Here is a 26,062-nt window from a genome sequence, read left to right as displayed (position 1 = left end):
GGCGATGGTCACGGTGGCCCGACGGGTCAAGAAGCACCGCGCCGGCATCCTCACCTCGATCGAGCACGGCATGTCCAACGGTCCCACCGAGTCGGTCAACACTCGCATTCGGCTCCTGACCCGGATGGCCTTCGGATTCGCCTCGCCAGACGCCCTCATCGCTATCGCAATGCTCAGCCTCGGTGGCTACCGTCCCGCGCTCCCAGGGCGGCCCTGTTGACCCACACATGCGTCAGGAGAGCCCTGTGGACTGGGGATTCTCCAGAATCTTCCTCCACAGTCCGCCTTGAAGGTCCGGTGGTTTCGAGGCTCCTCGCTAGCGCTCGTCGCACCTCAACCACCGGGAGTTGCGGTGCCTACGCAACCGCAAGCCGACCGCCGAACCCGGCCACCCGCCGTACTTCCTCGTCGCTGCCTTTCGGGCCTGTGCCGGCTACGCAACCGCAGCCCGGTGGGAGCAACGACATCTCCATCTACGGGACCGCAGGCCGACCACCGGACCCAGCCACCCGCCGTACTTCCTCGTCGCTGCCTTGGGGCGCTGGGACGACCGAGCCGTCGGAGCAGTCGGTCGCCTAGTCGACGAGCGGGACGTCGGCGAGGGCGATGGAGGCGTCGCGCAGCTGCGGGGTGGCCGGGCGGCCGACCCAGGTGCGGATGGGGTCGATGGCGTCCCAGTCGTTGAGGTGCATGCCCGCGACGACACGGCTGTCCTTGACCCACAGGGCGGTCAGGACGCGGGAGGCGCGGTCGCCGCGGACGACGACCTCGTCGTAGCCCCGGCCGGTGTGGCCGACGTACTCCATGCCGAGGTCGTACTGGTCGGTGAAGAAGTACGGCTGGCGGTCGTACGCCGCGTCCTCGCCCAGCATCACGCGGGCGGCGTGGCGCCCCTGGTGGATGGCGGTGTCCCAGTGCTCGACGCGGATCGGGCCGAGGAGCGGGTGGTCCTGGCGGGCGACGTCGCCGGCGGCGAAGACGTGCGGGTCGGAGGCGCGCAGGCGGCTGTTGACGAGGACGCCGTTGTCGGTGGCCAGCCCCGCGGCGGCGGCGAGCCGGTCGTCGGGGACGGCGCCGATGCCGACGACGACCAGGTCGGGGTGCAGCTCGTGACCGTCGGAGAGACGGACGGTCGTGCGGCCGTCGGTGTGGTCGACCGACTCCGGGGAGGTGGCCAGGCGCAGGTCCACGCCGTGCTCGCGATGCAGGTCGGCGAAGACGGTGGCCAGCTCCGGGCCGAGCACGGCGCCGAGGGGGAGGGGAGCGCTCTCGACGACGGTCACGGCCGCGCCGGCCTCCCGCGCTGCAGCCGCGACCTCGAGGCCGATCCAGCCCGCGCCGACGACGAGGATCGAGCCGGACAGGTCGGCGCGCAGTGCGGTGGCGTCGTCCATCGTGCGCAGGTAGCGCACGTCCGCACCGGACTCGTCGAGCGTCGGCAGTCGCCGCGGGACCGCGCCGGTGGCGACCAGCAGCCGGTCGTACGGCAGCCGGCGGTCGCCGACGACGACGTGGCAGGTGTCGAGGTCGATCGCACTGGCGGGCGTGCCGGTGAGCAGCTCGACGTCGTGCTCGTCGTACCAGCCCTCGTCGTGGACGTACGCCGACGACGGCTCCTCCTTGCCGAGCAGGACGCCCTTGGAGAGCGGCGGTCGCTCGTACGGTCGGTGCGGCTCGGCGGCGACGACGACGATGTCGCCGCTGTGGCCCCGGGTGCGCAGCTCCTCGGTCGCCTTCGCAGCGGCGAGGCCGCCGCCGATGATCACGATGTTCATGGCCGGCTCCTGGTCAGCTCGAGGAATTCGGCCCGGCTGCGCGGGTCGTCGCGCAGCAGGCCGAAGAGGGTGGACGTGGTCGTGCGGGTGCCCGGGGTGCGGGCGCCGCGCAGCGACATGCAGGTGTGCTCGGCCTGGATGACCACGCCGACCCCGCGCGGGGCGAGGACCTCCTGGAGGTGGTCGGCGACGGCCTTGGTCAGCCGTTCCTGCGTCTGGGGGCGGCGGGCGTGGAAGTCCACCATCCGCGCGAACTTCGACAGCCCGAGGATCCGCTCGCCCGGGAGGTAGCCGACGTGCGCCACCCCGACGAAGGGGAGGACGTGGTGCTCGCACAGCGACTGGACGGGGATGTCGCTGACGACCACGAGCTCGTCGTACTCCTCGTGGTTGGCGAAGGTGGTGAGGTCGAACTCGGGCCCGTGCGTCATCTCGATGAGCGCGTCGGCCATCCGTCGGGGCGTCTCGACCAGGTTCTCGTCCGCCAGGTCGAGCCCGAGGGTGGCCAGCAGGGTCGCTGCCGCCGCGGTGACGGCCTCGCGGTCGACGTCGGGGACGGACCGGGCGACGCGGAGCCGCCGGTGGATCGGGCTGACGGACATCGCACGCCCACTTTCTTGTGCTAGCGGATCTTTGTTTTAGAATCCACCCGTGGACCTCGGAAAGCAAGCGGCCCGGGTGGGCGTCCTCGCCGACCCCACGCGGCGCGCCCTCTACCGCTACGTGTGCGCCCGGACCGAACCGGTCGGACGCGACGAGGCCGCGTCCGCGGCCGGGGTGACCCGTCCGACCGCGAGCTTCCACCTCGACCGGCTCGTCGACGAGGGCCTGCTGGAGGTGGAGTACCGACGGCTGACCGGACGCACCGGACCCGGGGCCGGGCGGCCGAGCAAGCTCTACCGCCGTACGACGGAGGAGGTCGCCGTCTCCCTGCCTCCCCGCCGCTACGATCTCATGGGCGCGATCCTCGCCGCCGGCGTCGACCGGGCGCGTGCTGGTGAGCCGCTCGACGACGCCCTCCCGGCCGCGGCGTGGGCCGAGGGGAGTGAGCTCGCGGGGGCGGCCCCGGTGTCGCCGGACCTGCCGGGCCTGGCCGCGCTGCTGGAGGGCCTCGGCTTCGAGGCGACCCACGAGGACGACGTCGTGGCGCTCGCCAACTGCCCCTTCGACACCCTCGCGCAGCGGCACACCGAGCTGGTCTGCACGCTCAACCGGTCCTTCGTCCAGGGAGTCGTCGACGGCCTCGGCTGCGCCGACGCCCGGGCGTGCCTCGAGCCGGACCCGCCCGCCTGCTGCGTGAAGGTCAGGCGGGGCCGGGCCGAAGGCTCCGGCAAAGGGTGAGGTCTGCGGCCCGGGAGCCGGGGTACTGCCCGAGCACCCCACCACCCGGTGGGCGAGGGAAAGGAATCGCTATGGGCACGCTCTTGTGGATCGCCGCAGTCGTCCTGGTCATTGCCGGAATCGTCACCCTGATCCAGGGCAGCATCCTTCTCGGGATCGTGTTGATCGTCGTCGGTCTCCTGGTCGGCCCCGGAGGCGTCTCGATCTTCAACGGACGCAGCGGACGGACAGTCTGACCCACTCAGGCTGACCGGCTCGGACCAGCCTGACCGCTGGCCTCATGCTCGAGCGGCGGCGTCCACGGCCTCGATGACCGGGACGTCGCCGCCGACGAGGTTCCACTGCCGGCCGACGGTGTCCTCGCGGTCCACCACGACCGCCAGCACCGCCGCCACGTCGGCGCGGGTGACCGGCCCGCGGGCCACCTCCGGTCCCAGCGCGACCCGGCCGGTGGCCGGGTCGTCCCTCAACGCCCCCGGCCTGATGATCGTCCAGTCCAGGCCGCTGTCCCGCAGCGCGGCGTCGGCGTCGCGCTTGGCCTCGACGTAGGCCGTCCAGACCTCCCCGGTGTCCGCCGGGACCGGGTCGTCCACGCCGATCGCGGAGACCTGCACGAAGCGGCGGATGCCCGTCGAGGTCGCCGCCTCGATCGACTTCAGCGACCCGCCGAGGTCCACCGTCCGCTTGCGCGCGGCGTTGCCGTCCGGCCCGCCGCCAGCGCTGAAGACGACGGCGTCGCAGCCGTCGAACGCCGCCGCGAACCGGTCGGCCCCAGCGTTCTCGATGTCGAGCAGCCGCACCTCCGCGCCGAGCGACTCCAGCTCGGGCCGCTGCTCCTCCTTGCGCACCAGGGCGACCGGGGTGTGGCCCCGCGCGACCAGGAGCGGGTGCAGCAGGCGGGCGATCTGACCGTGTCCTCCGACGATGGCGACGCGCATGTCCCCAACGTACGGGGCCGGTCCTGACCCGGCCACCGATCCTGCGTGACGGGCGCCACGGGCGAGTTCTCCTGAAAGCCTGCGTGTTGGTGAACCCTCTGCCAAGGTCACGAGGCATGTCGACGGATCCCGACCAGCTGCCCGAGCTGGACCAGAGGTCGCAGCGGGTGCTCGACGCCCTGCGCGAGCTGCAGCAGGAGACCGGTGGGGGCGTGGACCGGCAGGTGGTTGCAGCCCGGGCCGACCTGGACGACGAGGCGGTGTACTTCCTGCTCAAGGAGCTGCGCCAGGCGGGGTTGGTGGTCTCGAAGGGCCGCCCGCTGGTCTACAAGGTGACCGGCGACCCCCGCTCGGACGAGGCTGACGGTTGGCGTACCGGCCTCGGTCAGCACGGACGTCGCACGGACGACGCCGAGGTCGACCGGCGCGTCCTCGACGTCGTCGGCAAGAAGCCACAGGTCACGCTGCAGGAGCTGCGGGAGGTGGACGACCTCGTCGACCTCGCCGGCAGCCGGGTCTACGCCGCCATCCGGCGGTTGGAGGCCGACGGGAGGTTGCGGGGCACCGGCCGGCCGCGGAGGTACGCGCTCGCCGATGAGTCCACCGCGCCCTCGACGACGGTGGAGCCACCGGCGCTGCACCAGCCGGAGGTCCGGGGCTTCGAGAAGCAGGTCGCCGAACGACGGGCACAGGCCGGTGCCTGGTACGACGCGCGGAAGTGGCAGTACGAGGGCCTGCGGGTCGACGCCGAGGCGTGGCTGCGTCGGCTGCTGGACGACGAGGTCCGCGACCGCAAGGCGGCAGGCGACGACGTCGCGTTCGAGCAGGCAGTGGTCGACGCGCGGTTGAAGACCCGCGACAGCTTCGTCGCCAAGCTGGCCCGGCTGTGCGGGGCGGCCGGCAAGCGTTGCGTCAGGTGCAGGGCCGGGGAGACGGTCCACGGGCCGCACTTCTACTACGGCGACGAGGCGGGATCGATCGACAAGGTGTGCCGGGACGTCGAGGACCTCGTCGGCGTGCGCGTCACCGTCCCGTCCGAGCAGGAGCAGTCGGCGGCCGCCGACCTCATCGCCGCGGCAGGCCTGGAGCCCCGCCACGAGGAGATCGGCGGGGACAAGGAGGTGCCGGGCTATCGCGGAACCCACGTCACCACGCTGCTGCCGCACGCGCGCCAGGGTCTCGAGGGGATCCGGTTCGAGGTCCAGGTCCGCACGGTGTTCCAGGACGCCGCCGCGCGGATCGAGCACGCCCTGCTCTACAAGGGGAGCGAGGGCGAGCGACGCGACCTCGAGCCGTTCGAGAAGCGGCAGCTGCTCACCATCTTCGGCCAGATGGAGATGGCCGAGTCGATCTTCAACCAGATGCTCAACCGCTGAGCGCAGCGCCGACCGACGACGTCAGAGACGGAGAACAGACCTCGTGGACCAGCTCTGGGGCACCCTGACCATCCTGGCGGGAGCCGGCTTCCTCGCACTCCTCGTGCACGCCGTGCGGAGCAACCGCATCCCCGACCGCTGGATGTCCTGGCTCACCGTGGGCTGCGCGGTGCTCTGGATCCTGCTGCTCGTCACCGAGTGGCCCTTCGAGGCGATGACGGAGTACTGGCGCGACCACTCGATCATCGCCGGGACCGTCTCCTCCGTCCTCCTCGTCGCCGTCGGTTTCCTCGTCTACGAGCGGTCCGAGCAGCGCAAGCAGGACGAGATGCAGCTCGGCCTGTCCGGTGCGGGAGCGGGCGGCATCGTCGACCACATGGTCGACGTCGAGGTCGCCCTCGGGCTGCTGTCGGTGGGCAAGGCGCCGAACGAGGTGACGCCCCACTGGGAGGGCTGGGACGCCCCGGGCAAGCCGCTCAAGTGGCTGCGCAACGGGCGCCAGGAGATCCTCGCGTGGAACGCCCCGGGAGACGTCGTCGACCCGCGACGGGTGCCCGTCGACCCCGACCAGGACTGGGAGAGATGGGCGTCGGGCCTCGTCGACCAGGCGCTTCGCCGCGTCATTGCTGCGATGCGCGACTGGAGCCCGCTGATCGGCTCGTCGAAGAAGGGCATGCACGCCTTGCTGGCGCTCTCCGGCATCCGGCGCGACCTCATGGCGATCTACGACCTGCTCGACGGCGACCCGACGGAGAAGAGCAAGGTCAAGGCGTGGCGGAAGGTCGCCGACGTCCGCGCCCGGGTCCGCGTCCTCGCGCACTACTTCGAGAAGTGGAGCGGCGCTCCCCGGCTGCGGCCAGAAGTGCTCAAGGACGGCAAGCCGCTCACGACCATGGCCGGTGCGCCGCGCCTGTCCTACGGCCGCATCGACCGGGAGCTCGGCGACGAGCTCACGCGACGTGCCCGCAAGATGGGCTTCGAGGTCGCCGAGCGGCCGAGCGCGTGGCGCCGGCTGGTCAGGGCCTGACCGTCAGGGCCTGACCGTCAGCGTCTGGGCGACGGTGCCGAGCGGGCCGGCCTCGTCGTGGAACTTCGAGCTGGTCAGCCCGACGCCACCGGCGCCGTAGGACTGCGTGGTGTCGAGGCCGAGCCAGCCGTCGACGGGCTCTCGCAGGAAGTGTGCGGTGAGGTCGAGGTTCGGGAAGGCCGTGCCGGTCGGGTCGGTGCGCACGGCGATGCCGTTCGCCACGTCGACCAGGCCGGCGACCTGGGCCAGCCGGCTGACCGGCTCGTCGGCGACTAGCTCGTGCGGGGTGCGCACCCACGCGACGGACCGGCCGGGGCCCATCTCCTTGCGGCGCACCTCGATCGAGGCGATGAAGCCGCCGGGCCACAGCCCGGACATGTCCCACGGCTCCAGCTCGTCGGGGCCGGGGATCGACGGCAGGTCGGTCCCGGCCACCGCGGAGGTGTCGTACGGCTCGGTCAGCCAGGCCCGCATGATGACGACCGCACGCCCGGCGTACGACGCCGTGGCCTGCACCAGCTCGATCGTGCGTCCCGGGCGGAGCACCTCGACGGCGACGTCGATCGCCTCGTTCGGGACCGTGCCGAGGATGTCGTAGGACAACCGGCTCACCACCAGGTCGCTGCCGCGCCGCTGGTCGCGGTCGCGCTCGACCTCGTGCGCGAGCACGCCCAGGGCGGGCGCGATGTGCTGGGTCGCGAGGTCCCACGAGCCACCCACGTGCTCGGTCGGGGTGAAGGTGTGCGGTGCAGTCCGGTGCCAGTACGCCACCGGCTCATTGTCCCCGGCCGATCCCTGACCCCGTACCTCCGATCGGGGGCAGGGGGAGGATCATGTGGCCATGGCCACGTCGCTCGCCCTCGTCGTCGCCGCCACCTTCACCTGGCTGGGGATGGTGCTCGCGATCTCGTTCCTCGAGGCCCCGCTGAAGTTCCGGGCGCCGGACGTCACGCTCCGCGTCGGGCTCGGCATCGGCCGCCTCGTCTTCCGTGCGCTCAACGCCTGCGAGGCGGTGCTCGCCGTGCTCGTGGTCGTCGGCCTCGTCGCCGGCTCCCCGGCCACCGGCCCGGTGGTGGCGCTCGGCCTCGCCGTGGCGCTCCTCGTCGCGCAGGTCGCCCTCGTGCGCCCGGCGCTGACGAGGCGCACCGACGCCGTGCTCGCCGCGCCGGACGGCGTCGACGGCCCGGGCTCGCGCGCCCACCTCTGGTACGTCGGCGCGGAGGTCGCCAAGGTCGGCGCGCTCCTCACGGGAGGGATCTTGTTGCTTTCCGCCTGACGGGGGACTGTTGGTCATGCCCCTCGGACGCCTGCTCGCCCTCCTCGCCGCGTCGCTCGTCGCGATCCTGGTCGGACCGCTGCTCCCGGTGCCAGCCTCCGGCGCGGCGGAGCTGACGCTCTCCGCGCCCGGGCAGTACGCCGACCGGGACACCACGCTCACGGTGTCCGGTGCTGCGCCCGGGGCTGACATCATCCTCGAGCGGTGGGACGGCAGCAGCTGGCGGCCGGAGGCGACCCTCGTCGCCGACGACGCCGGCACGGCGACCGCCCAGGTCGCGGTGCGCCGGCAGCCGTCCCGCAACCGGCTCCGGGCCACCTCGGGCGAGGCGACGGGGGAGTACCGGCTGCCGCTGCGCGCGATCGCGACCCGGACCCGGATCACCGGCCCGCGCAAGGTCGTGGACGAGACCGCGATCCGGCTCACGATCACCCGGCTCACCAGCGAGGGCACGCCGGTCCCCGGCAAGGTCGTCCTGCAACGCGTGCACAACCGCAAGTGGAAGGCGATCCGCAACCTGACGCTGCGCTCCGACGGAACGACGACCACGCGGATCGCCCCGCGCGGCGACACCCGGTGGCGGGTCGTCGCGCCCGCGCACCCGTGGGCGGCGCGCTCGGTCAGCCCGCGCCACGACGTCGACAACCTGCCGCCGGGCAAGCCGGTGTCGCTGCCCGGCCGGGCGCCGCGGCCGCGGGTGGGCCTGCCGCCGCAGGCCCGCGCCACCGGCGCCGGCCCCAATCCCGTGATCACCCGGATCCCCGACAAGGTGTGGCGGAACATGGTCGGGCGCAGCTGGCACCGCGGCTGCCCGGTCGGCCGCGCCGGCCTGCGCCTGCTGCGGATCAACTACTGGGACTTCACCGGCTACCGCCGGCGCGGAGAGCTCGTCGCCGCGGCATCGGTGATCCGGCAGATGTCCAACGCGCTCGCCGACATGTACCGCGCGAAGCTGCCGATCCGGTCGATGTACCGCGTCGACCGCTTCGGCTGGTCCGGGAAGCTCAACGGCGCCAACGACTACCGCTCGATGGCCGCCGACAACACCTCCGCCTTCAACTGCCGCTGGGTCGTCGGCCGACCGGGCGTGCGCAGCCCGCACAGCTACGGCCGCTCGCTCGACGTCAACCCGTGGGAGAACCCCTATCGCTCCAGCCACGGCTGGACGCCCAACGGGTGGTGGCCCTCGCGCTCCCACGGCCGGGTCGCCTGGCGCTCCCGGCAGCACCAGGTCGTGCGGATCATGAACGGCCGGGGCCTGCGCTGGACCTACGGCTACTCCGACCTGCACCACTTCGACGCCGTCCCGCGCGGCGGCCGGCTGGTCGTCGTACCCGGCTGCGGGGACGTGGTGTGCCACTGACGTCGGCGCCCCGTCCTAGCCTGAAGCCGTGACCGACTGCGTCTTCTGCACGATCATCGCCGGCGACGCCGAGGCCGACGTCGTCCTCGACGAGCCGCACCTGGTGGCCTTCCTCGACCGCCGGCCGGTGTTCAAGGGCCACGTGCTGCTCGTCCCGCGCGAGCACCACGTCACCCTGCCGGACCTGCCGGCCGACCAGCGGGACGGCTTCCTCGCCGCCGCGCAGCGGCTCGCGGCGGCCGTGGTCGACGGCCTCGGCGCCCAGGGCAGCTTCGTGGCGATGAACAACGTGGTGAGCCAGTCCGTGCCCCACCTGCACCTCCACGTCGTGCCCCGGACCAAGGGTGACGGGCTGCGCGGCTTCTTCTGGCCGCGCCGCACGTACGACGACGGGGAGTCCGCGGAGTACGCCGCCCGCCTGCGCGCGGCGCTGGGGTCGTAGGCTCTGCGCCGGACGTGAACCGAGCTGAGAGGTAGTCACATGGGTCGTTTCGACGGGCGGGTCGCCGTCATCACCGGAGCTGCGCGCGGGATCGGGTTCGGCACCGCCTCCCGTTTCGCCGAGGAGGGCGCGTCGATCGCGATCGTCGACCTCGACGAGGGCGCCGCGGCCGAGGCCGCTGCGAAGCTGCCACTGGTCGAGGGCGCGAAGGCCGTCGGCATCGGCGCGAACGTCTCCGACGGCGCGTCGGTCGACGCCGCCATCGAGCGGGTCGTCAGCGAGCTGGGCGGGATCCACATCCTCGTCAACAACGCCGGCATCACCCGCGACAACCTCCTCTTCAAGATGACCGAGGAGGACTGGGACCTGGTCATGGGCGTGCACCTCAAGGGCGCGTTCCTGCTGTCCAAGGCTGCCCAGAAGCACTTCGTGGAACAGAAGTACGGCAAGATCGTGAACATCTCCAGCGTCTCGGCGCTGGGCAACCGCGGCCAGGCCAACTACTCGGCCGCGAAGATGGGCATCCAGGGCTTCACCCGCACCCTGGGCATCGAGCTCGGCCCCTTCGGCATCAACGTGAACGCCGTCGCCCCGGGCTTCATCGTCACCGAGATGACCGAGGCCACCGCGACGCGCCTGAAGATGGAGCCGGACGAGTTCTTCAAGCTCAACGCCGAGGCCAACCCGGTGCGCCGGATCGGCTACCCGGCCGACATCGCCGCCGCGGTCGCCTTCCTGGCCTCCGACGAGGCGTCGTACGTCACCGGCCAGACGCTCTACGTCGACGGTGGCATCTCGCTCGGCACCTGATCACCCGACCGCCTGGTCACCCGATCACGCAGCAAGGCAACGCATGGAGCCGCTCCCGCGACACGCGGGGGCGGCTCCGTCGTCCCCGGGGGTGCTGGTCCACACTGTTCGCGTGCGTGTGACGACTCTGCGATCTGCCCTGCCCGCCTCCCTGCTCGCGCTGAGCCTCGCGCTCGCGGGCTGTGGCGGTGACGACGACCCGTCCGAGCCGAAGAGCACGCCGAGCCCCACTGAGAGCCAGGCGCCCGACGAGCCGGCCACGTGGCCGCTCACCGGCGTCGAGGCGAAGGAGGGCGAGTCGGTCGAGCTCGACCACCCGGTCATCGTCGCCAAGATCGACAACTCCTCCTCCAGCGCCCCGCAGGTCGGCCTGGGCAAGGCCGACCTCGTCGTCGAGGAGTTGGTGGAGGGCGGGATCACCCGCCTCGCGGCGTTCTTCTACTCGAAGCTGCCCGGCGACGTCGGCCCGGTCCGATCGATGCGCGCCAGCGACATCGGCATCGTCAAGCCGGTCGACGGCGTGATCGCGACCAGCGGCGCCGCCGGCGTCACGATCAGCCGGATCAACAAGCACAAGATCACGTTCTTCCAGGAGGGCGGTCCCGGCTTCTACCGCAACAGCGGGCGCCGAGCGCCGTACAACCTCTTCACCGACCTCGAGAAGCTCGCCAAGGAGACCGAGGACGGCGAGGTCGAGCGGCCCGCCGACTACCTGCCGTGGGGGACCGCCGAGGACCTGCCGGCCGGCCAGCCCGCCCGGAAGCTTTCGGCAGGCTTCGGCAGCCACACCACGAGCTGGACCTTCCGCAACGGCTCCTGGACCAACGACAACTCGTTCGCCGCCGAGGGCGACCGGTTCAAGCCGGACACCGTGCTCGTGCTGCGCGTCGAGGTCGTCGACGCCGGCTACACCGACCCCGCCGGCAACTTCGTTCCCGAGAGCCGCTTCAAGGGTGGCGGCATCGCGCAGGTCTTCCACGGCGGCAAGGTCTACGAGGGCGAGTGGAAGAAGGACAAGGTCAGCTCGCCGCTGACCCTGTCCGCCGCGGACGGCAGCGAGCTCAAGGTCCCCGCCGGCAAGGTCTGGGTCGAGCTGGTGCCGGTCGACGGCGCCGGCGGCTCGGTCGTCATCGGCAAGTGAGCACAATCCGCCGCTGACCCACGACAGCGCGGCCGGCCGGTCCCGAGGGGGCCGGCCGGTTCGTCGTCTCAGGGGGCTTCGTCGGCCTCGGGCTGGACGGCGCCGCGCCCGAGCAGCTCGGTCACGTCGCGGCCCTGCTCCACGAGGCTCTGCACGCCGGCGAGGAGGAAGGCGATCGCGCCCTCGACCCGGTCCGCCGCGGCCTCCGGGTCGTCGGCGGTCGCGACCGACTCGCCGGCCGAGGACATCGCCCCGAAGAAGATGCGGGAGAAGGTCTGCAGCATCGGCTCGTCGAGCTCCCACCGGCCGGCCTCGAGCGTGGAGCGGACGATCTCGACGATGTTGGCGTACGTCGAGCGCTCCTCCTGCTCGCGGTAGCGCTCGTAGCCGAGCACGGCCGGGCCGTCCTGGATCACGATGCGGCGGTAGCGCTGCTCCTGGACCACCTCGAGGAACGAGCGGAGGCCGGCGATCGCCTTCTCCCACGGGTCCCGCTCGGCGCGCAGCGCCTTCTGGATGCGCTTCGCCGACTCCTGCTCGACCCGCTCGAAGACGGCCTCGAAGAGCGCCTGCTTGCCGGAGAAGTGGTGGTAGAGCGCGCCCTTGGTCACCCGGGCGCCGGCGACGATCGTGTCGAGCGAGGTGGCGGCGTACCCCTTCTCCGCGAAGAGGTCCTCCGCGACGTCGACCAGGGCCCGCTTCGTGCTGGCGGAGTACGCCGCCCGGCGGGTCGCGCCGGCGACGCCGGGGACCTTGGGGACGAGCTTCGAGACGGACGCCTTGGGCACCGGCCCAGCATAGGGAACCGCTGCCGTGCACCGTGACAGCGGTCACCCGCGGAGGTGGGCGGGATCACGGCCGCAGCACGTATGACATACCGCCGGTCTGCGTAATACTCACAGTACGTACCATCGGTATGTCAGGTACCCCCAGTACTCCCTCCGCCTGCCTGGCAACCGCCGAGAAAGATCAAGGAGCTGACCATGACCTGGACGGCCTACCACAACCGGGGCGAGACCCTTCGCGCCGTGATCACTGCGTCGTCCCAGCGTCGCGACGGCGTCCTGCCGACGGACGTCGACGGCGTCGCTGAGACCTTCCACGACGAGCTCGACCTGCTCGGTGCCCTCGTCCTCAAGTGGCACACCCGCCTGGCCGGCAACATCGAGCAGATGCTGGCCCACCAGCCCACCGACCTCGACGAGGCCGTCGCGGTCGCCTGGAGCAACACCGCGCACGAGCTCCCCGGCGTGCGGATGATCATCGACCACTACCGCGCCGAGCCCGTCGACGACGCGATGGCCCGGGCGATGGCCAAGGCCGCCGCCAAGGAGCACTACCTGCTCGCCGTGATGGCCGGCCGGGCGAGCCTGCTCAGCGAGCAGGCCGCCCTGCGTGCGGGTGCCGCGATCGAGGAGCGCGCCCGCGAGCTGCATCGGACCCTGCCGCCGGTCGACCCGGCGGAGGCCCACGAGGAGTCGCAGGTCCGCGGCACCCTCCTCGAGCGGCTGCGGGCGGTCCTCGCCGCCTGACCGCCGCACCCACCGGACCCGACCCCGGCACCGACGCGACCCTCCCACTCACGCGTCGGGCCGGGGTCGCACCGGTTCACCCGCGGGGTGGCGGGTGGGATGATGGGGCCATGTCGAGCGCGACCGGTCACGGCACGGGGGACATCGCCGTCGGGAGCCTGCTCCTGGCCAGTCCCGCCCTGCTGGACCCGAACTTCGTCGACACCGTCGTCCTCCTCCTCGAGGTCAACGGCGAGGGGGCGCTCGGCGTCGTGCTCAACCGGCCCTCCGCCCTGCCGGTCTCCGAGGTGCTGGGGGAGTGGGGCGACGTGGTCGACGAGCCCGAGGTGCTCTTCCAGGGCGGCCCGGTCTCCACGGACGGCGCCCTCGCGGTGGCCCTCGCCTCGCCCGACGGCCTCGACGCCGCGGGGTTCAAGCCGATGTGGGGCCGGCTCGGCCTGCTCGACCTCGACACCCCGCGCGAGCTCGTCGACGGCACGGTCGACCGGTTGCGCATCTTCGCCGGGTACGCCGGCTGGGGGCCCGGCCAGCTGCAGGCCGAGGTGGCGGAGGGGGCCTGGTACGTCGTCCCGGGCAGCGTCGAGGACGTCTTCGGGGGCGAGGCTCCCGACCTGCGGCGCCAGGTGCTGCGGCGCCAGCCCGGTGACCTCGCCTTCCACGCCACGCGCCCCGCGGATCCCGAGCTCAACTGAGCGGGGCCTAGGATGAACCGGTGACCACGATCGGCTTCTCGACAGAAACGGATGTCCGCGAGGACCGCCGTACCGTCCCGACCGACGAGGGCGACCACGAGCGTTTCTCGCACTACGTCGACAAGGACAAGCTGACCGAGGCGATGGTCATGGGCACCCCCGTCGTGGCCCTGTGCGGCAAGGTCTGGGTGCCGAGCCGTGCGCCCGAGAAGTTCCCGGTCTGCCCCGAGTGCAAGGAGATCTGGGAAGGCATGGGCGACGACGAAGGGGCCGGTCCGGAGGCATGACGTCGCTCGGTCCGGCATGGCCGGAGCGGGCAGCCTGGGGCACGGCGCCGTCGCTGCGTGCCTGGCAGTCTGCCGCGCTCCAGGACTACCTCACCCGCAACCCCCGTGACTTCCTCACCGTCGCGACGCCCGGCGCAGGCAAGACGACCTTCGCGCTGACCGTCGCCAGCGAGCTGCTCGGCCGTCGCGTGGTCGACCGGCTGGTGATCGTCGCGCCCACCGAGCACCTCAAGCAGCAGTGGGCCGAGGCGGCCGCCCGGGCGGGGATCCCGGTCGACCCGACGTACTCCGCCGGGGCGGGCAAGATCTCCAGCGACTACGTCGGCGTCGCGGTGACCTACGCCGGGGTCGGCGTGAACCCGCTCGCGATGCGCATCCGCACCGAGCGCTTCCGCACCCTGGTGATCCTCGACGAGATCCACCACGCCGGCGACTCGCTCAGCTGGGGCGAGGGCGTGCGCGAGGCCTTCGAGCCCGCCGCCCGGCGCCTGGCCCTGACCGGGACGCCCTTCCGGTCCGACATCAACCCGATCCCGTTCGTCACCTACGCGCCCGGCGAGGACGGCGTGCCGACCTCGGTCGCCGACTTCACCTACGGCTACGCCGACGCCCTCAAGGACCACGTCGTCCGCCCGGTCCTCTTCCTCGCCTACTCGGGGCAGATGAGCTGGCGCACCCGCGCCGGCGACGAGGTCGCCGCGTCGCTGGGCGAGCCGCTCACCAAGGACATGACCTCGCAGGCGCTGCGCACCGCGCTCGACCCGAACGGGTCGTGGATCCCGTCGGTGCTCGCCGCCGCGGACAAGCGCCTCTCGGAGGTGCGCCGCCACGTCCCGGACGCCGGCGGGCTGGTCATCGCCGCCGACCAGGACAGCGCCCGCGCGTACGCGAAGATCCTCAAGCAGATCACCGGCGAGTCGGCCACCGTCGTGCTCTCCGACGAGAAGGCGTCGTCGAAGAGGATCTCCGCCTTCAGTGCCGACACCAGCCGCTGGATGGTCGCGGTTCGCATGGTGTCCGAGGGCGTCGACGTGCCCCGGCTCGCCGTCGGCGTGTGGGCCACCACGACCTCGACCCCGCTCTTCTTCGCCCAGGCCGTCGGCCGCTTCGTGCGCGCCCGGACCCGCGGTGAGATCGCGTCGGTGTTCTTGCCGTCGGTCCCGAACCTGCTCGGCTTCGCGGCCGAGCTGGAGGCGCAGCGCGACCACGTGCTCAAGCGCAAGGTCAGCAACGACGGCGACATCTTCTCCGCCGAAGAGGACCTGATGAACCAGGCCAACGCCGGCGACGCGGCCTCCGACGAGCTCGAGGCCGTCCCGTTCGAGGCGCTCGGGTCCGAGGCCCGCTTCGACCACGCCCTGTACGACGGCGCGCAGTTCGGCCACGAGGGCGAGGTCCACGTCGGGTCGGAGGAGGAGATGGACTTCCTCGGCATCCCGGGCCTGCTGGAGCCGGACCAGATGCGCAGCCTGCTGCGCCAGCGCCAGGAGGAGCGACGCAAGACCCGGAAGGTCGCCGAGGTCGAGGAGAAGCGCCCGGCGGACTCGCTCACCGACGTCGCGACCCACGAGCACCTCGCGCTGCTCCGGCGCGAGCTGAACAGCCTGGTCGCGTCCTGGCACCACCGGACCGGCCAGGCGCACGGCATCACCCACGCCGCCCTGCGCCGCGAGTGCGGGGGTCCGGCGGCCGCGGTCGCGAACGCCGAGCAGCTGCAGAAGCGCATCGACCGGATCCGCGAGTGGGCGGTGCGCAAGACCTCCTGAGCCGCGCCAGGATGTGGAGAGGCATCGCAAAGGATGCCTGGCCGCCGGACACTTAGGTTAGGCTGACCTTTCGTGACCACCGCTCTCGAAGGACGCGACCTCGTCCTGGGCTACCAGCGGACGACCGTCGTGCACGGCGTCTCCGTGCGCCTCGAGCCCGGCGTCGTCACCGCGCTCATCGGCCCCAACGGCAGCGGCAAGTCGACCGTGCTCCGCTCGCTCGCCCGCCTGCACCGCATCGACGCGGGCTCGGTGCACGTCGACGACCAGGACGCCGCGCCGTTGAGCGCGAAGGAGTTCGCCCGCCGGGTGACCCTGCTGTCGCAGTCGCGCCCGCACCCGTCGGGCCTCGGGGTGCGCGACGTCGTGGCCTTCGGCCGCCACCCGCACCGCGGCCGCTTCGCGGGCGTCAGCGACGCCGACCGTGCGGCGATCGACCACGCGATGGCCGTCACCGGCGTCGTCGACATGGCCGACCGGCCGGTCGACCAGCTCTCCGGCGGCGAGCTCCAGCGGGTCTGGCTCGCGACCTGCCTCGCCCAGGACACCGGCGTGGTGCTGCTCGACGAGCCGACCAACCACCTCGACCTGCGCTACCAGGTGGAGACCCTCGACCTCGTCCGCGACCTCGCGGACGACCACGGGACGGCACTCGGCGTCGTCCTGCACGACCTGAACCACGCCGCCACCGTGGCGGACCGGATCGTGCTGCTGCACCAGGGCACGGTCCGCGCTGCCGGCGCACCTGCCGACGTACTGACCGCGGAGCACCTCTCCGAGGTCTACGGACTGCCCATCCGCTGCTTCGTCGACCCGGAGACGGGCGCGGTGCGGGTGGAGGCCCAGGGCAGGCACCACCACCGGCGCCGCTGAGCGCCATCACCAGTGAGGAACCCGATGAAGACACGACCGCTGGCCGCTGCACTGGCCCTGCCGCTCGGCCTGTTCCTGGCCGCCTGTGGCACGACCGACACCGGCTCCGACGACGCGGCCCCCCAGGCGAACGACTCCGTCGACTGCGCCGCCGACGAGACGACCACCTCGACGGACCCGGTCTCGCTGACCGACAGCTACGGCCGCAAGGTCGAGCTCGACAAGCCCGCCGAGCGCGTCGCCGTGCTCGAGTGGCAGCAGGTCGAGGACGTGCTCACCCTGTGCCTGACCCCCGTCGCGGTGGCGGACGTCGAGGGCTACGGCACCTGGAACACCGCCGAGGAGCTCCCGGCCGAGGGCGTCACCGACGTGGGCACCCGCGGTGAGCCGAACCTGGAGACGCTCTTCGGCACCAACCCCGACCTGGTCGTCGTCGAGGCCTACACGGCCGAGGACGAGATCATCAAGCAGCTCGAGAAGTACGACGTCCCGGTGCTCGCCACCAAGGGTGCGGACGCGAAGGACCCGGTCGCCAACATGATCTCGACCTTCGAGCTCATCGCGCAGGCCACCGGCCGCGAGGAGCGCGCCGAGGTCGTCGTCGACGACTTCAACGCCTCGCTGGAGGCAGCCAGGGAGGAGGTCGGCACGGTCGAGGAGAAGAAGTTCGTCTACTTCGACGGCTGGATCCAGGGTGGCAACGTGTCGATCCGCCCGTTCGGCCAGGGCTCGCTGATGGGTGAGCTGGGCGAGGAGCTCGGCCTCGAGAACGCCTGGACCGGCGAGGTCGACCCGGCCTACGGCCTGGGCCAGACCGACATCGAGGGCATGAGCGAGCTCGGCGACGCCACCTTCTTCTACACCGGCACCGTCGACCCCGCCGGCGACGTCAATGCCGCACTCGCGAAGAACGCCGTCTGGAAGAAGATCCCCGCCGTCGCCGAGGGCCGCTCGCACGCGTTCCCGACCGGCATCTGGACCTTCGGCGGTCCCCGCTCGGCCCAGCAGGTCATCGACGCGTACGTCGACCTCCTGACCAAGTGACCCGATGACGATCGAGCAGCAGCGGCACGTCGCACCGGACCGGCCCGCGGCCACCCCGCGGCTCGGCGCCGGTGGCGTCCTCAGCGCCTCCGGGGTGCTGCTGCTGCTCGTCGTCGTGCTGCTCGCCGTCTCCGGCTGGCACCTCACCCAGGGCACCTCCGCCATCGGCGGCGGCGACATCTGGCGCTGGCTGCTGGGAGAGCGCTCGAGCGGCGCCGGTGCGGACGCCGGCGACGTGCTGCTCGGTTCCCGCGTGCCCCGGCTCGCGGCCGGCATCGCCGTCGGCTTCGCGCTCGGCGTGGCGGGCGCGCTCCTCCAGAGCCTGGCGCGCAACGCCCTCGCCTCGCCCGACACCCTCGCGGTGACCGGCGGCGCCTACCTCGCCGTCACCGTGGTGGCGGCCCTGGGCCTGTCCGTCCCGATCTGGGCGTCCGGCCTCACCGCCTTCGTCGGCGGCCTGCTCGCCGCCGCGCTCGTGCTCGGGCTCGCCGGCGGGGCGGGCACGTCGACCACCCGGCTCGTGCTGGCCGGCTCGGCCGTCGCGCTCGCGCTCCAGGCTGCCACCTCGACGCTGCTGATCCTGTTCGAGGAGGAGACGACCAGCCTGTTCGCGTGGGGGAGCGGTTCGCTGAGCCAGCTCGGCCTGCGCGCCTTCCAGCAGGCGGCACCGGTCGTCGTGGTCGCCACCGTGGCCGCGCTGCTGCTCGCTCGCCGGCTCGACCTGCTCGGCCTCGGCGACGACAGCGCCGCCGTCCTGGGCGTGCCCGTGCGCAGCACCCGCGCGCTGGGCACGATCCTCGCGGTGCTGCTGACCGCGGCATCGGTGACCCTCGCCGGGCCGATCGGCTTCGTCGGCCTCTTCGCGCCGGTGATCGTCCGCCTCTGCGGACGGTTCGTCCCCGCGCTGCACCGGCACGCCGTGCTGCTCCCGGCCGCCGGGCTCACCGGGGCGACGGTGGTCGTGCTCGCCGACGTGGCCATCCGCGGCCTGCTCGGGGCGAAGGCCGCGATCTCCATCCCGACCGGCATCACCACCACGCTGGTCGGCGCGACGATCATGATCCTGCTCGCCCGCCGCCAGCGCGACGCCGGCCCCGCGCGCCAGCCGGCCGCCGCCCGGGTCGGCGTGGGCAGCCGGCTGCGGTTCACCCTCGTCCTCGTCGTGGCCGCCGTCGGCGCGGCGGGCGTCGTCCTCCTCGGCCTGCTCGGCGGGGACACCTGGTTGCGGGTCGGGGACCTCTCGCTGTGGCTGCGCGGCGAGTCCGCCCCGCTCATCGACTTCGCGCTGGACGAGCGCGCGCCGCGGGTCGCGGCCGCCGTCCTCGCCGGTGCAGCGCTGGCGCTGGCCGGGTCCATGGTGCAGGCCACCTGCCGCAACCCGCTCGCCGAGCCCGGCATCCTCGGCATCACCGGTGGTGCCGGTGTCGGTGCGGTCGTCGTGGTCACCGGCGCCGGCGTCACCCAGGCCGCCAGCACCACGTCGATCCTCGTCGGCGCCACCGTGGGTGCGCTGGTCGCCTTCGCCCTCGTCTACGGCCTCGCGTGGCGCGGCGGGCTCAACGCCGACCGACTCGTGCTGATCGGCATCGGCACCTGGTACGGCTCGGCCGCGCTCACGACGTTCATGCTGGTCCGGTCGAACCCCTGGGACACGCCCCGGATCTACACCTGGATGTCCGGTACGACGTACGGCCGGACCTTCGAGCAGGTGCTGCCCGTCGCGGTCATGCTCGCCCTGGCGCTCCCGCTGGCCTGGCTGGTGCGCCGCGAGCTCGACCTGCTCGCCCTCGACGAGGACACGCCCCGCCTGGTCGGCGTGCGGCTCGAGGCGGTCCGCCTCGTCGTCCTGCTGACGGCGGCGCTGCTGGCAGCGATGAGCGTGTCCGCCGTGGGTGTCGTCGGATTCGTCGGCCTGGTGGCGCCGCACATGGCCCGCGCTCTCGTCGGCGGCCGGCACGCGCGGTCGGTCCCGGTCGCGGTGCTCGTCGGCGCCGTGCTGCTCGGCGTCGCCGATGTCATCGGCCGCACCGTGATCGCACCCGCCCAGGTCCCGGCCGGGCTGGTCGTCGCGCTGATCGGCGCGCCGTACTTCGTCTACCTGCTGGCGCGCTCGCGCGCCTAGGCCGGGTCGCCGCTCCTGCCGGTCGCCGGTCGCGCGCCCGGGCCGGGGCGGCTGCCGACCTCGCGTGGCTCGTCGATGCGGTGGCCGGCGGCGCAGTGGACCTCGACGTGCACCGGGGCGTCGCAGCCGTCGCGGTGCACGAAGGTGATCGGCGGTCCGTCGGGGTCGGCGAGGTGGCGGTCGCCCCACTGGGTGATCGCCAGCAGGATCGGCTGGAGCTCCAGGCCCATCGCGGTGAGCCGGTACTCGTGCCGTGTCCGCGCACCCTCCGCGCGGTAGGGCACCCGCTGGAGCAGGCCGTGCTCGACGAGCGTCGCGAGCCGGGCCGACAGCACCTGGCGGGGGATCCCGGAGTGGCGCCGGATGTCGTCGAAGCGACGCACGCCGAGGAAGACCTCGCGCAGCACGACCACGGTCCAGCGCTCGCCGAGGATCGCCATCGCCCGGCCCAGCGTGCAGTTCTCGACCGACCAGGCGAGGGCGGCCGGCTCGCTCACGGTGCTCGCGGTGCTCACCCCGCCAGCATAGGAGGATCTGGGTCTCGTTGACAGACCCAGCATCGGGTGGTGTCATGGACACCATGACTGAGTCCGTGATCAAGACCCAGATGGACCCGGCCGGGCTCGACGGCTTCGAGCAGCTCCGGGCGATGCGCGACGGCCACCTGCCGCCCGCGCCGATCGCGGACACGCTGGGCTTCGCCGGCTTCGACGTCCCCGAGCGCGGCACGGCGGTCTTCGAGCTCGACCCGGAGCCCCGTCACTACAACCCGATCGGCAGCGTGCACGGCGGCGTCCACGCGACCCTGCTCGACTCGGCCTGCGGCTGCGCCGTGCACTCGACGCTCGCCGTGGGGGAGGCCTACACCTCGCTCGACCTGACCGTGAAGTTCCTCAAGGCCGTGACCGTCGACTCCGGCCGGCTGCGCGCCGTCGGCACCGTCATCCAGCGCGGGCGACGCACCGCGCTCGCCGAGGCGAAGCTGTACGACGGCCAGGACCGCCTCGTCGCCTACGCGTCGAGCTCCTGCCTGATCATGGGCTGACCCGGCTCACGGGCTGTCGCGGCGCGCGCCTCCCCGGCGGCTCAGGCCAGGTCGCCGAGCGCCTCCGCCTCGGCCTCCGCGGGGGAGTGCGGAGCGGGCGCGCCGTGCAGGGCCCGCGTCACCGTGCGCGCCCCGAGGAGCATCGCCACGACGCCCACCGCGACGGCGACCGTCCCGAACCAGAACGGCGCGGCAGCCCCCTGGTGCTCGGCGAGCTTGAGGGCGACGTACGGGCCCACGGCGCCGCCGGTGAAGCGGACGAACGAGTAGGCCGACGACGCGACCGGGCGCTCGACCGGCGCTGCGCCCATCACGGCCTCGGTGACCAGGGTGTTGACCACGCCGAGGAAGGCGCCGGCCACGACGATCCCGACGACCACCAGGCTGGCAGTGTCGGCTGCCACCGCGATGAAGGCCAGGTCGAGGGCGAAGAGCACCAGTGCGGCGACGAGCGCGGGGACCGTGCCGAGGCGGCGCTGCAGCCACGGGGCGGCCCCGACCGAGGTGAAGGCGAGCATCAGGCCCCAGCCGAAGAAGACCCAGCCGATCTCCATGATCCCGGCGTCCGGGAGTGCGAACGGGCCGGCCGCCAGCAGGGAGAAGAAGCCGAGGTTGTAGCAGACGGCGACGACGGCGATGACGGCGAGCGCCGGGTGGCGCAGTGCGCGGAAGGGGTCGGCCAGCGTCGTACGACGACCGGCCGGCGGTGTCGCCGGCAGGAAGAACGTCGTCGCGACCAGCGCGACGCTCATCAGCACCGAGACGCCGAAGAACGGGCCCCGCCACGACTGCTCGCCGAGCAGTCCGCCCACCAGGGGGCCGGACGCGATGCCGAGGCCGAGTGCTGCCTCGAACAGGATGATGGCCCGGGCCAGCGAGCCCGTCGACGCGCTCACGATCGTCGAGAGGGCCGTGGCGATGAACAGGGCGTTGCCCAGGCCCCAGCCGGCGCGGAAGCCGATCACGGCCCCGACCGACCCCGACGCGCCGGCGAGGCCGGCGAAGACGATGATCAGCACGAGGCCGACCAGCAGCGTGCGCTTCGCGCCGATGCGGGTCGAGACGACCCCGGTCACGAGCATCGCCACGCCCATCACTGCCATGTAGCTGGTGAACAGCAGCGACACCTGGCTCGGGGTCGCGTCCAGCTGTGCTGCGATCTCCTTGAGGATGGGGTCGACGAGGCCGATGCCCATGAACGCGATGACGCAGGCGAAGGTGACGGCCCAGACGGCGCGCGGCTGGCGGAGGAACGATCCCTCCTGGCCTGCGGCGCGTGCGGTGGGCTCGGTGGTGGTCACGAAGTTCCTTCCCGAGGGAGGTCGAGGACGGCCTTCAGCACCGTCACGGCGGTGGCGAGGTCGTCGGTGGTCAGGTCGGGGTGGTGTGCCAGCCGCTCGGCGACCAGCTCGGCGTTGAGCCGACGCACCCGGTCGAGCTCGGCGCGCCCTGCCGGGGTGAGGGCCACCAGGCTGCTCCGCGCGTCCGCCGGGTTGGGCTCCTTGGTCACCCAGCCCAGGCCGGCGAGGTGGCGCACCTGGCCGGTCATCGTCGGCTGCGAGCAGTGGTCGGCCTGCGCCAGCGCGGTCACCGACTGGGGTCCGAGCTCGTCGAGGGTGGACAGCACGCGCAGGCCGGCGGCGGAGGCGTGCTCGCGGCGGACCAGCCGGACCAGGCGTGCGGCCTGGATCGTGAGCTCGCCGTGCAGCGGCGTGGGGGTGGAGGGCACGAGGAACCAAACTACATTGGAAACCTATGTATGTCAGGTGTCCGTGAGGCACGACACAATGCAGGGATGCCCACGTACGTCGCGTTCCTGCGGGCCATCAACCTCGGGCCCAACCGCAAGTTCCCCAAGGCCGACATCGTCGCCGCGACCGAGGCCGCCGGCGGCACCGACGTGCTGACCCACATCAACACCGGCAACGTCCGCCTCACCATCGGCAACCGGTCGCCGCAGAAGGTCGCTGCGGTGCTGGAGAAGGCCTACGAGGAGCGGGCCGGCTTCGCCGTGCCCACCATCGTGTTCACGACCGCCGAGCTGCGCGCCATCGCCGACGACGCGCGCGAGCTCACCCGCCCCGACCTCGAGCGGCACTACGTCTACCTGCTCGCCGACGAGCCGGACCCGGACCGGGTCACCGCGGTCCACGAGCGCAGCACCGACGTCAACCAGGTCGTCGTCCGCGGCCGCGCGGCGCACGTCCTGCTCGGCCCCGGCTACGAGGCCGGCGCCGTCGACCCGTACAAGATCGAGAAGTCCCTCGACGTCGTGGCGACCAACCGCAACCTCAACGTGGTCACCACGCTCGCCGACAAGTGGTGCTGACCGTGGGCTGACCGTGGTGCCCGGGGACGCCCCGAGGCGCTGTGCCACCATGGAGCCGTGACGACCGCGAGCCCGGAGAAGGTCGATCCGGGAGTCCAGCAGGACCTCACCCCGGACGACATCACGCTCGCCGACACCCCCTGGGTGACGGTGGTGTGGAACGACCCCGTGAACCTGATGTCCTACGTCACCTTCGTCTTCCAGAAGCACTTCGGCTACGGCAGGAAGAAGGCGGAGAAGCTGATGATGGAGGTCCACGAGGAGGGGCGGTCGATCGTCAGCAGCGGCAGCCGCGAGGAGATGGAGCGCGACGTGCAGGCGATGCACGAGTACGGCCTGTGGGCCACCCTGTCGAAGGCCACCGACGCGTGACCTCCCCGACCACCGGCTTCGTCCGGCACCGGCGCAGCAAGCGCGCCATCGCGACCTTCTCGGTCTTCGAGGCGGACCTGCTGCGCTCCCTGGCCGCCCAGCTCGTCGAGCTGCTGCACAACGAGTCGGCGGTCGCCGCCACCGAGCGCGACCCGCTGGAGGCGCTCCTCGACTTCTCCGGCCCCACCACCGAGCCCGAGGACCCGGTCCTGCGCCGGCTGTTCCCCAGCGCCTACCGCGAGGACGCCGAGGCTGCCGCGGAGTTCCGGCGGTTCACCGAGGGCGGCCTGCGCGACGGCAAGGCCCGCGCCGCGGCGACCGTCATCGACACCCTCGAGGAGGCCGGCCTGCCCGCCGAGCCCCTCGACGAGGAGCTCGCGATCGACGTCGAGCTCGACGACGAGACGGCGCTGGTCTGGCTGCGCTCGCTCACCGACCTCCGGCTCGCGCTCGGCACCCGGCTCGGGGTCGAGGAGGACGACGAGGAGCTCTGGTACTCCCTGCCCGACGAGGACTCGCGGGCACAGGCGCACCACATCTACGAGTGGCTCGGCTTCATCCAGGAGACGCTGGTCCGCTCAGTCGGCTGATCCGGCCAGAGGTCGGCGTCCGGTGGGGGACTACGCATCCCGTACGGCGGTACCGGGTGGTCAGACCCTGCAGCAACGGGCCTAGTCTTTCCGTGATGAGGCCCGCCGAAGCCCTGGAGCACCCCCGATGACCGCACTCGACGACCGAGCCGGGACCGACACCACCGTCCGCGCCACCATGAGCGGTGACACGCAGTCGTGGCCCGAGCGCTTCGCCCTCGGGCTCTTCATCGCCGTTCCGTTCGTCGCGTTCCTCGCCGCCATCCCCGTCGCGTGGGGCGGCTGGCTGGGCTGGAGCGACGTGCTCATCACGTTCGTGATGTACGGCCTAACCCTGCACGGCATCACCGTCGGCTACCACCGGCTCTTCACGCACAAGTCCTTCAAGCCGAACCGGCCGGTGAAGATCACCCTCGCCGTCCTCGGCTCGATGGCCGTCGAGGGCCCGGTCATCCGCTGGGTCGCCGACCACCGCAAGCACCACAAGTTCTCCGACCGCGACGGCGACCCGCACTCGCCGTGGCGCTACGGCAACAGCCTGCGCGGCCTCACCAAGGGCTTCCTCTGGGCGCACATCGGCTGGCTGTTCGACCCCGAGCAGACCCCGATCGACAAGTACGCCCCCGACCTCGCCAAGGACCGCGACCTGGTCCGGATCTCCCGCCTCTTCTGGCTGTGGGTCCTCACCTCGCTCTTCCTGCCGCCCCTCCTCGGCTTCCTGCTGACCTGGTCGTGGCAGGGCGCGCTCACCGCGTTCTTCTGGGGCACCATCGTCCGGATCGGGCTGATCCACCACGTCACCTGGTCGATCAACTCGATCTGCCACACCCTCGGCGAGCGCCCCTTCACCTCCCGCGACTTCTCCGGCAACGTCTGGTGGCTGGCCATCCCGTCCGGCGGCGAGTCCTGGCACAACCTCCACCACGCCGACCCCACCTCCGCCCGCCACGGCGTCAAGCGGTTCCAGCTCGACACCTCCGCCCGGGTCATCTGGGTCATGGAGAAGCTCGGCTGGGTCCACGACGTCCGCTGGCCCAGCCTGGAGCGGATCCGCGCGAAGTCGGTCAGCCCGACGGGCTGACGGGCCGGTCGACGCCCCGGTGCGGGGCGGCCCAGCCATCCGACTACCGGCCCGATGCCGGGGGAGCGGGGCAGACGCAATACGCTGGAGCGCGTGTTGCGGATCGACCAGGCGACGTACGACGCCCTCGTGGAGCATGCCAAGCGGGAGCACCCGGTGGAGGCGTGCGGCATGGTCGTGGGCCCGATCGGGAGCGACCAGCCGGTGCGCCACGTCGAGATGGTGAACGCGGCGGGCAGCCCGACGTTCTACGAGTACGACTCCAGCGACCTGTTCCAGCTCTACAAGGAGATGGACGATCGCGACGAGGAGCCGGTGGTGATCTACCACTCGCACACCGCGACGGAGGCGTACCCCAGCGTCACCGACATCAACCTGGCCAGCGAGCCCGGTGCCCACTACGTGCTCGTCAGCACGCGGGAGCACGGGAATAACCCCGGTCCGGTGGAGTTCAGGTCCTACAGAATCATCGACGGAGTCGTGACCGAGGAAGAGGTCACCATCGTCGACACCGTCACCCCTGCAGAGGAGAGCAGCTGACATGGCCATCGAGGTCCGGATCCCGACCATCCTGCGCACCTACACCGGTGGTGAGAAGGCTGTCGACGCCGAGGGCTCGACCCTGAGCGCGCTCATCGACTCCCTCGAGTCCAACCACCCGGGCATCAAGGACCGGCTGGTCGAGGACAAGGGCGCCGGCCTCGAGCTGCGCCGCTTCGTGAACGTCTACATCAACGACGAGGACGTCCGCTTCATCGGCAGCCTCGACGCCGAGCTCTCCGACGGCGACCAGGTCGTCATCCTGCCGGCCGTCGCCGGCGGCGCTGCCTGAGCGCCCGT

General features: G+C 72.3%; 32 protein-coding genes. 24 read left to right on the top strand and 8 right to left on the bottom strand.

Features of this window, described 5'->3' with window-relative positions; all coding sequences use genetic code 11:
* A partial coding sequence (locus NOCJ54_RS0114620; RefSeq protein ID WP_028656087.1) for a transposase occupies nucleotides 1–220 on the top strand: 220 nt, incomplete at its 5' end.
* A 355-nt stretch (nucleotides 221–575) separates the two neighbouring features.
* Here the strand turns inward: NOCJ54_RS0114620 and NOCJ54_RS25970 are convergent.
* On the bottom strand, nucleotides 576–1,775 hold the full coding sequence (locus NOCJ54_RS25970) for an NAD(P)/FAD-dependent oxidoreductase (RefSeq protein WP_036518096.1): 1,200 nt from the start codon (nucleotides 1,773–1,775) through the stop codon (nucleotides 576–578).
* Nucleotides 1,772–2,377 carry a GTP cyclohydrolase I FolE gene (folE, locus tag NOCJ54_RS0114610; protein WP_028656086.1) on the bottom strand — a complete coding sequence of 202 codons (606 nt, stop codon included), beginning with the start codon at nucleotides 2,375–2,377 and terminating at the stop codon, nucleotides 1,772–1,774. The genes NOCJ54_RS25970 and folE overlap by 4 nt, the downstream gene beginning before the upstream one ends.
* A gap of 49 nt (nucleotides 2,378–2,426) precedes the next feature.
* Between folE and NOCJ54_RS0114605 the strand changes: the two genes are divergently transcribed.
* Nucleotides 2,427–3,116, top strand: coding sequence for a helix-turn-helix transcriptional regulator (locus tag NOCJ54_RS0114605; protein WP_028656085.1), 690 nt, complete (start codon nucleotides 2,427–2,429; stop codon nucleotides 3,114–3,116).
* Between the two features lie 71 nt (nucleotides 3,117–3,187).
* Nucleotides 3,188–3,352, top strand: coding sequence for a GPGG-motif small membrane protein (locus tag NOCJ54_RS29995; RefSeq protein ID WP_186449949.1), 165 nt, complete (start codon nucleotides 3,188–3,190; stop codon nucleotides 3,350–3,352).
* Between the two features lie 42 nt (nucleotides 3,353–3,394).
* Here NOCJ54_RS29995 and NOCJ54_RS0114595 read toward each other — a convergent pair whose 3' ends face one another.
* Nucleotides 3,395–4,054, bottom strand: coding sequence for an SDR family oxidoreductase (locus NOCJ54_RS0114595; protein WP_028656084.1), 660 nt, complete (start codon nucleotides 4,052–4,054; stop codon nucleotides 3,395–3,397).
* Nucleotides 4,055–4,170: 116 nt separating this feature from the next.
* Here NOCJ54_RS0114595 and NOCJ54_RS0114590 point away from each other — a divergent pair, with 116 nt between their 5' ends.
* Nucleotides 4,171–5,430, top strand: a complete 1,260-nt coding sequence (locus tag NOCJ54_RS0114590) for a hypothetical protein (protein ID WP_028656083.1) — start codon at nucleotides 4,171–4,173, stop codon at nucleotides 5,428–5,430.
* Nucleotides 5,431–5,473: 43 nt separating this feature from the next.
* Complete coding sequence (locus NOCJ54_RS0114585; RefSeq protein ID WP_028656082.1) at nucleotides 5,474–6,457, top strand: hypothetical protein; 984 nt, start codon at nucleotides 5,474–5,476, stop codon at nucleotides 6,455–6,457.
* A 3-nt stretch (nucleotides 6,458–6,460) separates the two neighbouring features.
* Here the strand turns inward: NOCJ54_RS0114585 and NOCJ54_RS0114580 are convergent, their stop codons facing one another.
* Nucleotides 6,461–7,228 carry a thioesterase family protein gene (locus NOCJ54_RS0114580; RefSeq protein ID WP_028656081.1) on the bottom strand — a complete coding sequence of 256 codons (768 nt, stop codon included), beginning with the start codon at nucleotides 7,226–7,228 and terminating at the stop codon, nucleotides 6,461–6,463.
* 70 nt (nucleotides 7,229–7,298) lie between these two features.
* On the opposite strand from NOCJ54_RS0114580, the gene NOCJ54_RS0114575 reads away from it, so the two are divergent.
* The 5 genes from NOCJ54_RS0114575 (at nucleotide 7,299) to NOCJ54_RS0114555 (ending at nucleotide 11,489) form a co-directional block, all read left to right on the top strand.
* A complete protein-coding gene (locus NOCJ54_RS0114575; protein WP_028656080.1) occupies nucleotides 7,299–7,733 on the top strand; it encodes a hypothetical protein in 435 nt (144 codons plus the stop codon).
* A gap of 16 nt (nucleotides 7,734–7,749) precedes the next feature.
* Nucleotides 7,750–9,096 carry a M15 family metallopeptidase gene (locus tag NOCJ54_RS28380; RefSeq protein ID WP_051485874.1) on the top strand — a complete coding sequence of 449 codons (1,347 nt, stop codon included), beginning with the start codon at nucleotides 7,750–7,752 and terminating at the stop codon, nucleotides 9,094–9,096.
* 28 nt (nucleotides 9,097–9,124) lie between these two features.
* On the top strand, nucleotides 9,125–9,538 hold the full coding sequence (locus NOCJ54_RS0114565; protein ID WP_028656079.1) for an HIT family protein: 414 nt from the start codon (nucleotides 9,125–9,127) through the stop codon (nucleotides 9,536–9,538).
* 39 nt (nucleotides 9,539–9,577) lie between these two features.
* Nucleotides 9,578–10,348: an SDR family NAD(P)-dependent oxidoreductase gene (locus NOCJ54_RS0114560; RefSeq protein ID WP_028656078.1), complete on the top strand. Its 771-nt coding sequence runs from the start codon at nucleotides 9,578–9,580 to the stop codon at nucleotides 10,346–10,348.
* 112 nt (nucleotides 10,349–10,460) lie between these two features.
* The gene (locus NOCJ54_RS0114555) at nucleotides 10,461–11,489 is read left to right on the top strand and encodes a DUF3048 domain-containing protein (RefSeq protein ID WP_198020230.1); all 1,029 of its coding nucleotides are present in this window, start codon (nucleotides 10,461–10,463) and stop codon (nucleotides 11,487–11,489) included.
* Nucleotides 11,490–11,557: 68 nt separating this feature from the next.
* On the opposite strand, the gene NOCJ54_RS25960 is transcribed toward NOCJ54_RS0114555, so the two are convergent.
* Nucleotides 11,558–12,277, bottom strand: coding sequence for a TetR/AcrR family transcriptional regulator (locus NOCJ54_RS25960; RefSeq protein ID WP_051485873.1), 720 nt, complete (start codon nucleotides 12,275–12,277; stop codon nucleotides 11,558–11,560).
* Nucleotides 12,278–12,472: 195 nt separating this feature from the next.
* On the opposite strand from NOCJ54_RS25960, the gene NOCJ54_RS0114545 reads away from it, so the two are divergent.
* From NOCJ54_RS0114545 to NOCJ54_RS0114515, 7 genes are all read left to right on the top strand, one after another.
* The gene (locus NOCJ54_RS0114545) at nucleotides 12,473–13,021 is read left to right on the top strand and encodes a hypothetical protein (RefSeq protein ID WP_028656076.1); all 549 of its coding nucleotides are present in this window, start codon (nucleotides 12,473–12,475) and stop codon (nucleotides 13,019–13,021) included.
* Nucleotides 13,022–13,131: 110 nt separating this feature from the next.
* Nucleotides 13,132–13,713, top strand: a complete 582-nt coding sequence (locus tag NOCJ54_RS0114540; protein ID WP_051485872.1) for a YqgE/AlgH family protein — start codon at nucleotides 13,132–13,134, stop codon at nucleotides 13,711–13,713.
* 29 nt (nucleotides 13,714–13,742) lie between these two features.
* The gene (locus NOCJ54_RS0114535; protein WP_036518117.1) at nucleotides 13,743–14,000 is read left to right on the top strand and encodes a DUF3039 domain-containing protein; all 258 of its coding nucleotides are present in this window, start codon (nucleotides 13,743–13,745) and stop codon (nucleotides 13,998–14,000) included.
* Nucleotides 13,997–15,766 carry a DEAD/DEAH box helicase gene (locus tag NOCJ54_RS0114530; RefSeq protein WP_028656073.1) on the top strand — a complete coding sequence of 590 codons (1,770 nt, stop codon included), beginning with the start codon at nucleotides 13,997–13,999 and terminating at the stop codon, nucleotides 15,764–15,766. Before NOCJ54_RS0114535 ends, NOCJ54_RS0114530 begins: the two co-directional genes overlap by 4 nt.
* Before the next feature lie 72 nt (nucleotides 15,767–15,838).
* Complete coding sequence (locus NOCJ54_RS0114525; protein ID WP_028656072.1) at nucleotides 15,839–16,639, top strand: ABC transporter ATP-binding protein; 801 nt, start codon at nucleotides 15,839–15,841, stop codon at nucleotides 16,637–16,639.
* Between the two features lie 24 nt (nucleotides 16,640–16,663).
* Nucleotides 16,664–17,683, top strand: coding sequence for an iron-siderophore ABC transporter substrate-binding protein (locus NOCJ54_RS0114520; RefSeq protein WP_036518095.1), 1,020 nt, complete (start codon nucleotides 16,664–16,666; stop codon nucleotides 17,681–17,683).
* 4 nt (nucleotides 17,684–17,687) lie between these two features.
* A complete protein-coding gene (locus NOCJ54_RS0114515; protein WP_028656070.1) occupies nucleotides 17,688–19,805 on the top strand; it encodes an iron ABC transporter permease in 2,118 nt (705 codons plus the stop codon).
* Here NOCJ54_RS0114515 and NOCJ54_RS0114510 read toward each other — a convergent pair.
* Nucleotides 19,802–20,320 (bottom strand): winged helix-turn-helix transcriptional regulator, encoded by a 519-nt coding sequence (locus NOCJ54_RS0114510; protein ID WP_232221795.1) that lies wholly within the window; start codon nucleotides 20,318–20,320, stop codon nucleotides 19,802–19,804. The two genes, NOCJ54_RS0114515 and NOCJ54_RS0114510, sit on opposite strands and share 4 nt — an antisense overlap.
* Nucleotides 20,321–20,376: 56 nt before the next feature.
* On the opposite strand from NOCJ54_RS0114510, the gene NOCJ54_RS0114505 reads away from it, so the two are divergent.
* A complete protein-coding gene (locus NOCJ54_RS0114505) occupies nucleotides 20,377–20,850 on the top strand; it encodes a PaaI family thioesterase (RefSeq protein WP_051485871.1) in 474 nt (157 codons plus the stop codon).
* Nucleotides 20,851–20,891: 41 nt separating this feature from the next.
* On the opposite strand, the gene NOCJ54_RS0114500 is transcribed toward NOCJ54_RS0114505, so the two are convergent.
* Nucleotides 20,892–22,151: an MFS transporter gene (locus NOCJ54_RS0114500; RefSeq protein WP_028656067.1), complete on the bottom strand. Its 1,260-nt coding sequence runs from the start codon at nucleotides 22,149–22,151 to the stop codon at nucleotides 20,892–20,894.
* Nucleotides 22,148–22,579, bottom strand: a complete 432-nt coding sequence (locus NOCJ54_RS25955) for a MarR family winged helix-turn-helix transcriptional regulator (RefSeq protein WP_051485870.1) — start codon at nucleotides 22,577–22,579, stop codon at nucleotides 22,148–22,150. The genes NOCJ54_RS0114500 and NOCJ54_RS25955 overlap by 4 nt, the downstream gene beginning before the upstream one ends.
* 66 nt (nucleotides 22,580–22,645) lie before the next feature.
* Here NOCJ54_RS25955 and NOCJ54_RS0114490 point away from each other — a divergent pair, with 66 nt between their 5' ends.
* The 6 genes from NOCJ54_RS0114490 to NOCJ54_RS0114465 all read left to right on the top strand — a co-directional run bounded on the left by NOCJ54_RS0114490 (nucleotide 22,646) and on the right by NOCJ54_RS0114465 (nucleotide 26,054).
* Nucleotides 22,646–23,179, top strand: a complete 534-nt coding sequence (locus tag NOCJ54_RS0114490) for a DUF1697 domain-containing protein (RefSeq protein ID WP_028656066.1) — start codon at nucleotides 22,646–22,648, stop codon at nucleotides 23,177–23,179.
* A gap of 57 nt (nucleotides 23,180–23,236) precedes the next feature.
* Complete coding sequence (gene clpS / locus NOCJ54_RS0114485; protein ID WP_028656065.1) at nucleotides 23,237–23,551, top strand: ATP-dependent Clp protease adapter ClpS; 315 nt, start codon at nucleotides 23,237–23,239, stop codon at nucleotides 23,549–23,551.
* The gene (locus NOCJ54_RS0114480) at nucleotides 23,548–24,141 is read left to right on the top strand and encodes a DUF2017 domain-containing protein (RefSeq protein ID WP_028656064.1); all 594 of its coding nucleotides are present in this window, start codon (nucleotides 23,548–23,550) and stop codon (nucleotides 24,139–24,141) included. The genes clpS and NOCJ54_RS0114480 overlap by 4 nt, the downstream gene beginning before the upstream one ends.
* 127 nt (nucleotides 24,142–24,268) lie before the next feature.
* Nucleotides 24,269–25,222, top strand: a complete 954-nt coding sequence (locus tag NOCJ54_RS0114475) for an acyl-CoA desaturase (protein ID WP_028656063.1) — start codon at nucleotides 24,269–24,271, stop codon at nucleotides 25,220–25,222.
* Between the two features lie 93 nt (nucleotides 25,223–25,315).
* Entirely contained in the window at nucleotides 25,316–25,762 is a 447-nt protein-coding gene (locus NOCJ54_RS0114470; protein ID WP_028656062.1) for a Mov34/MPN/PAD-1 family protein, read from the top strand.
* Nucleotide 25,763: 1 nt separating this feature from the next.
* A complete protein-coding gene (locus NOCJ54_RS0114465; protein ID WP_028656061.1) occupies nucleotides 25,764–26,054 on the top strand; it encodes a MoaD/ThiS family protein in 291 nt (96 codons plus the stop codon).
* Nucleotides 26,055–26,062: the final 8 nt, after the last annotated feature.

The sequence above is a fragment of the Nocardioides sp. J54 genome (genome assembly GCF_000519005.1).
GTDB lineage: Bacteria > Actinomycetota > Actinomycetes > Propionibacteriales > Nocardioidaceae > Nocardioides.
Note: the sequence above shows the minus strand (reverse complement) of the source record. Positions and strands in the feature narration are given on the sequence as shown.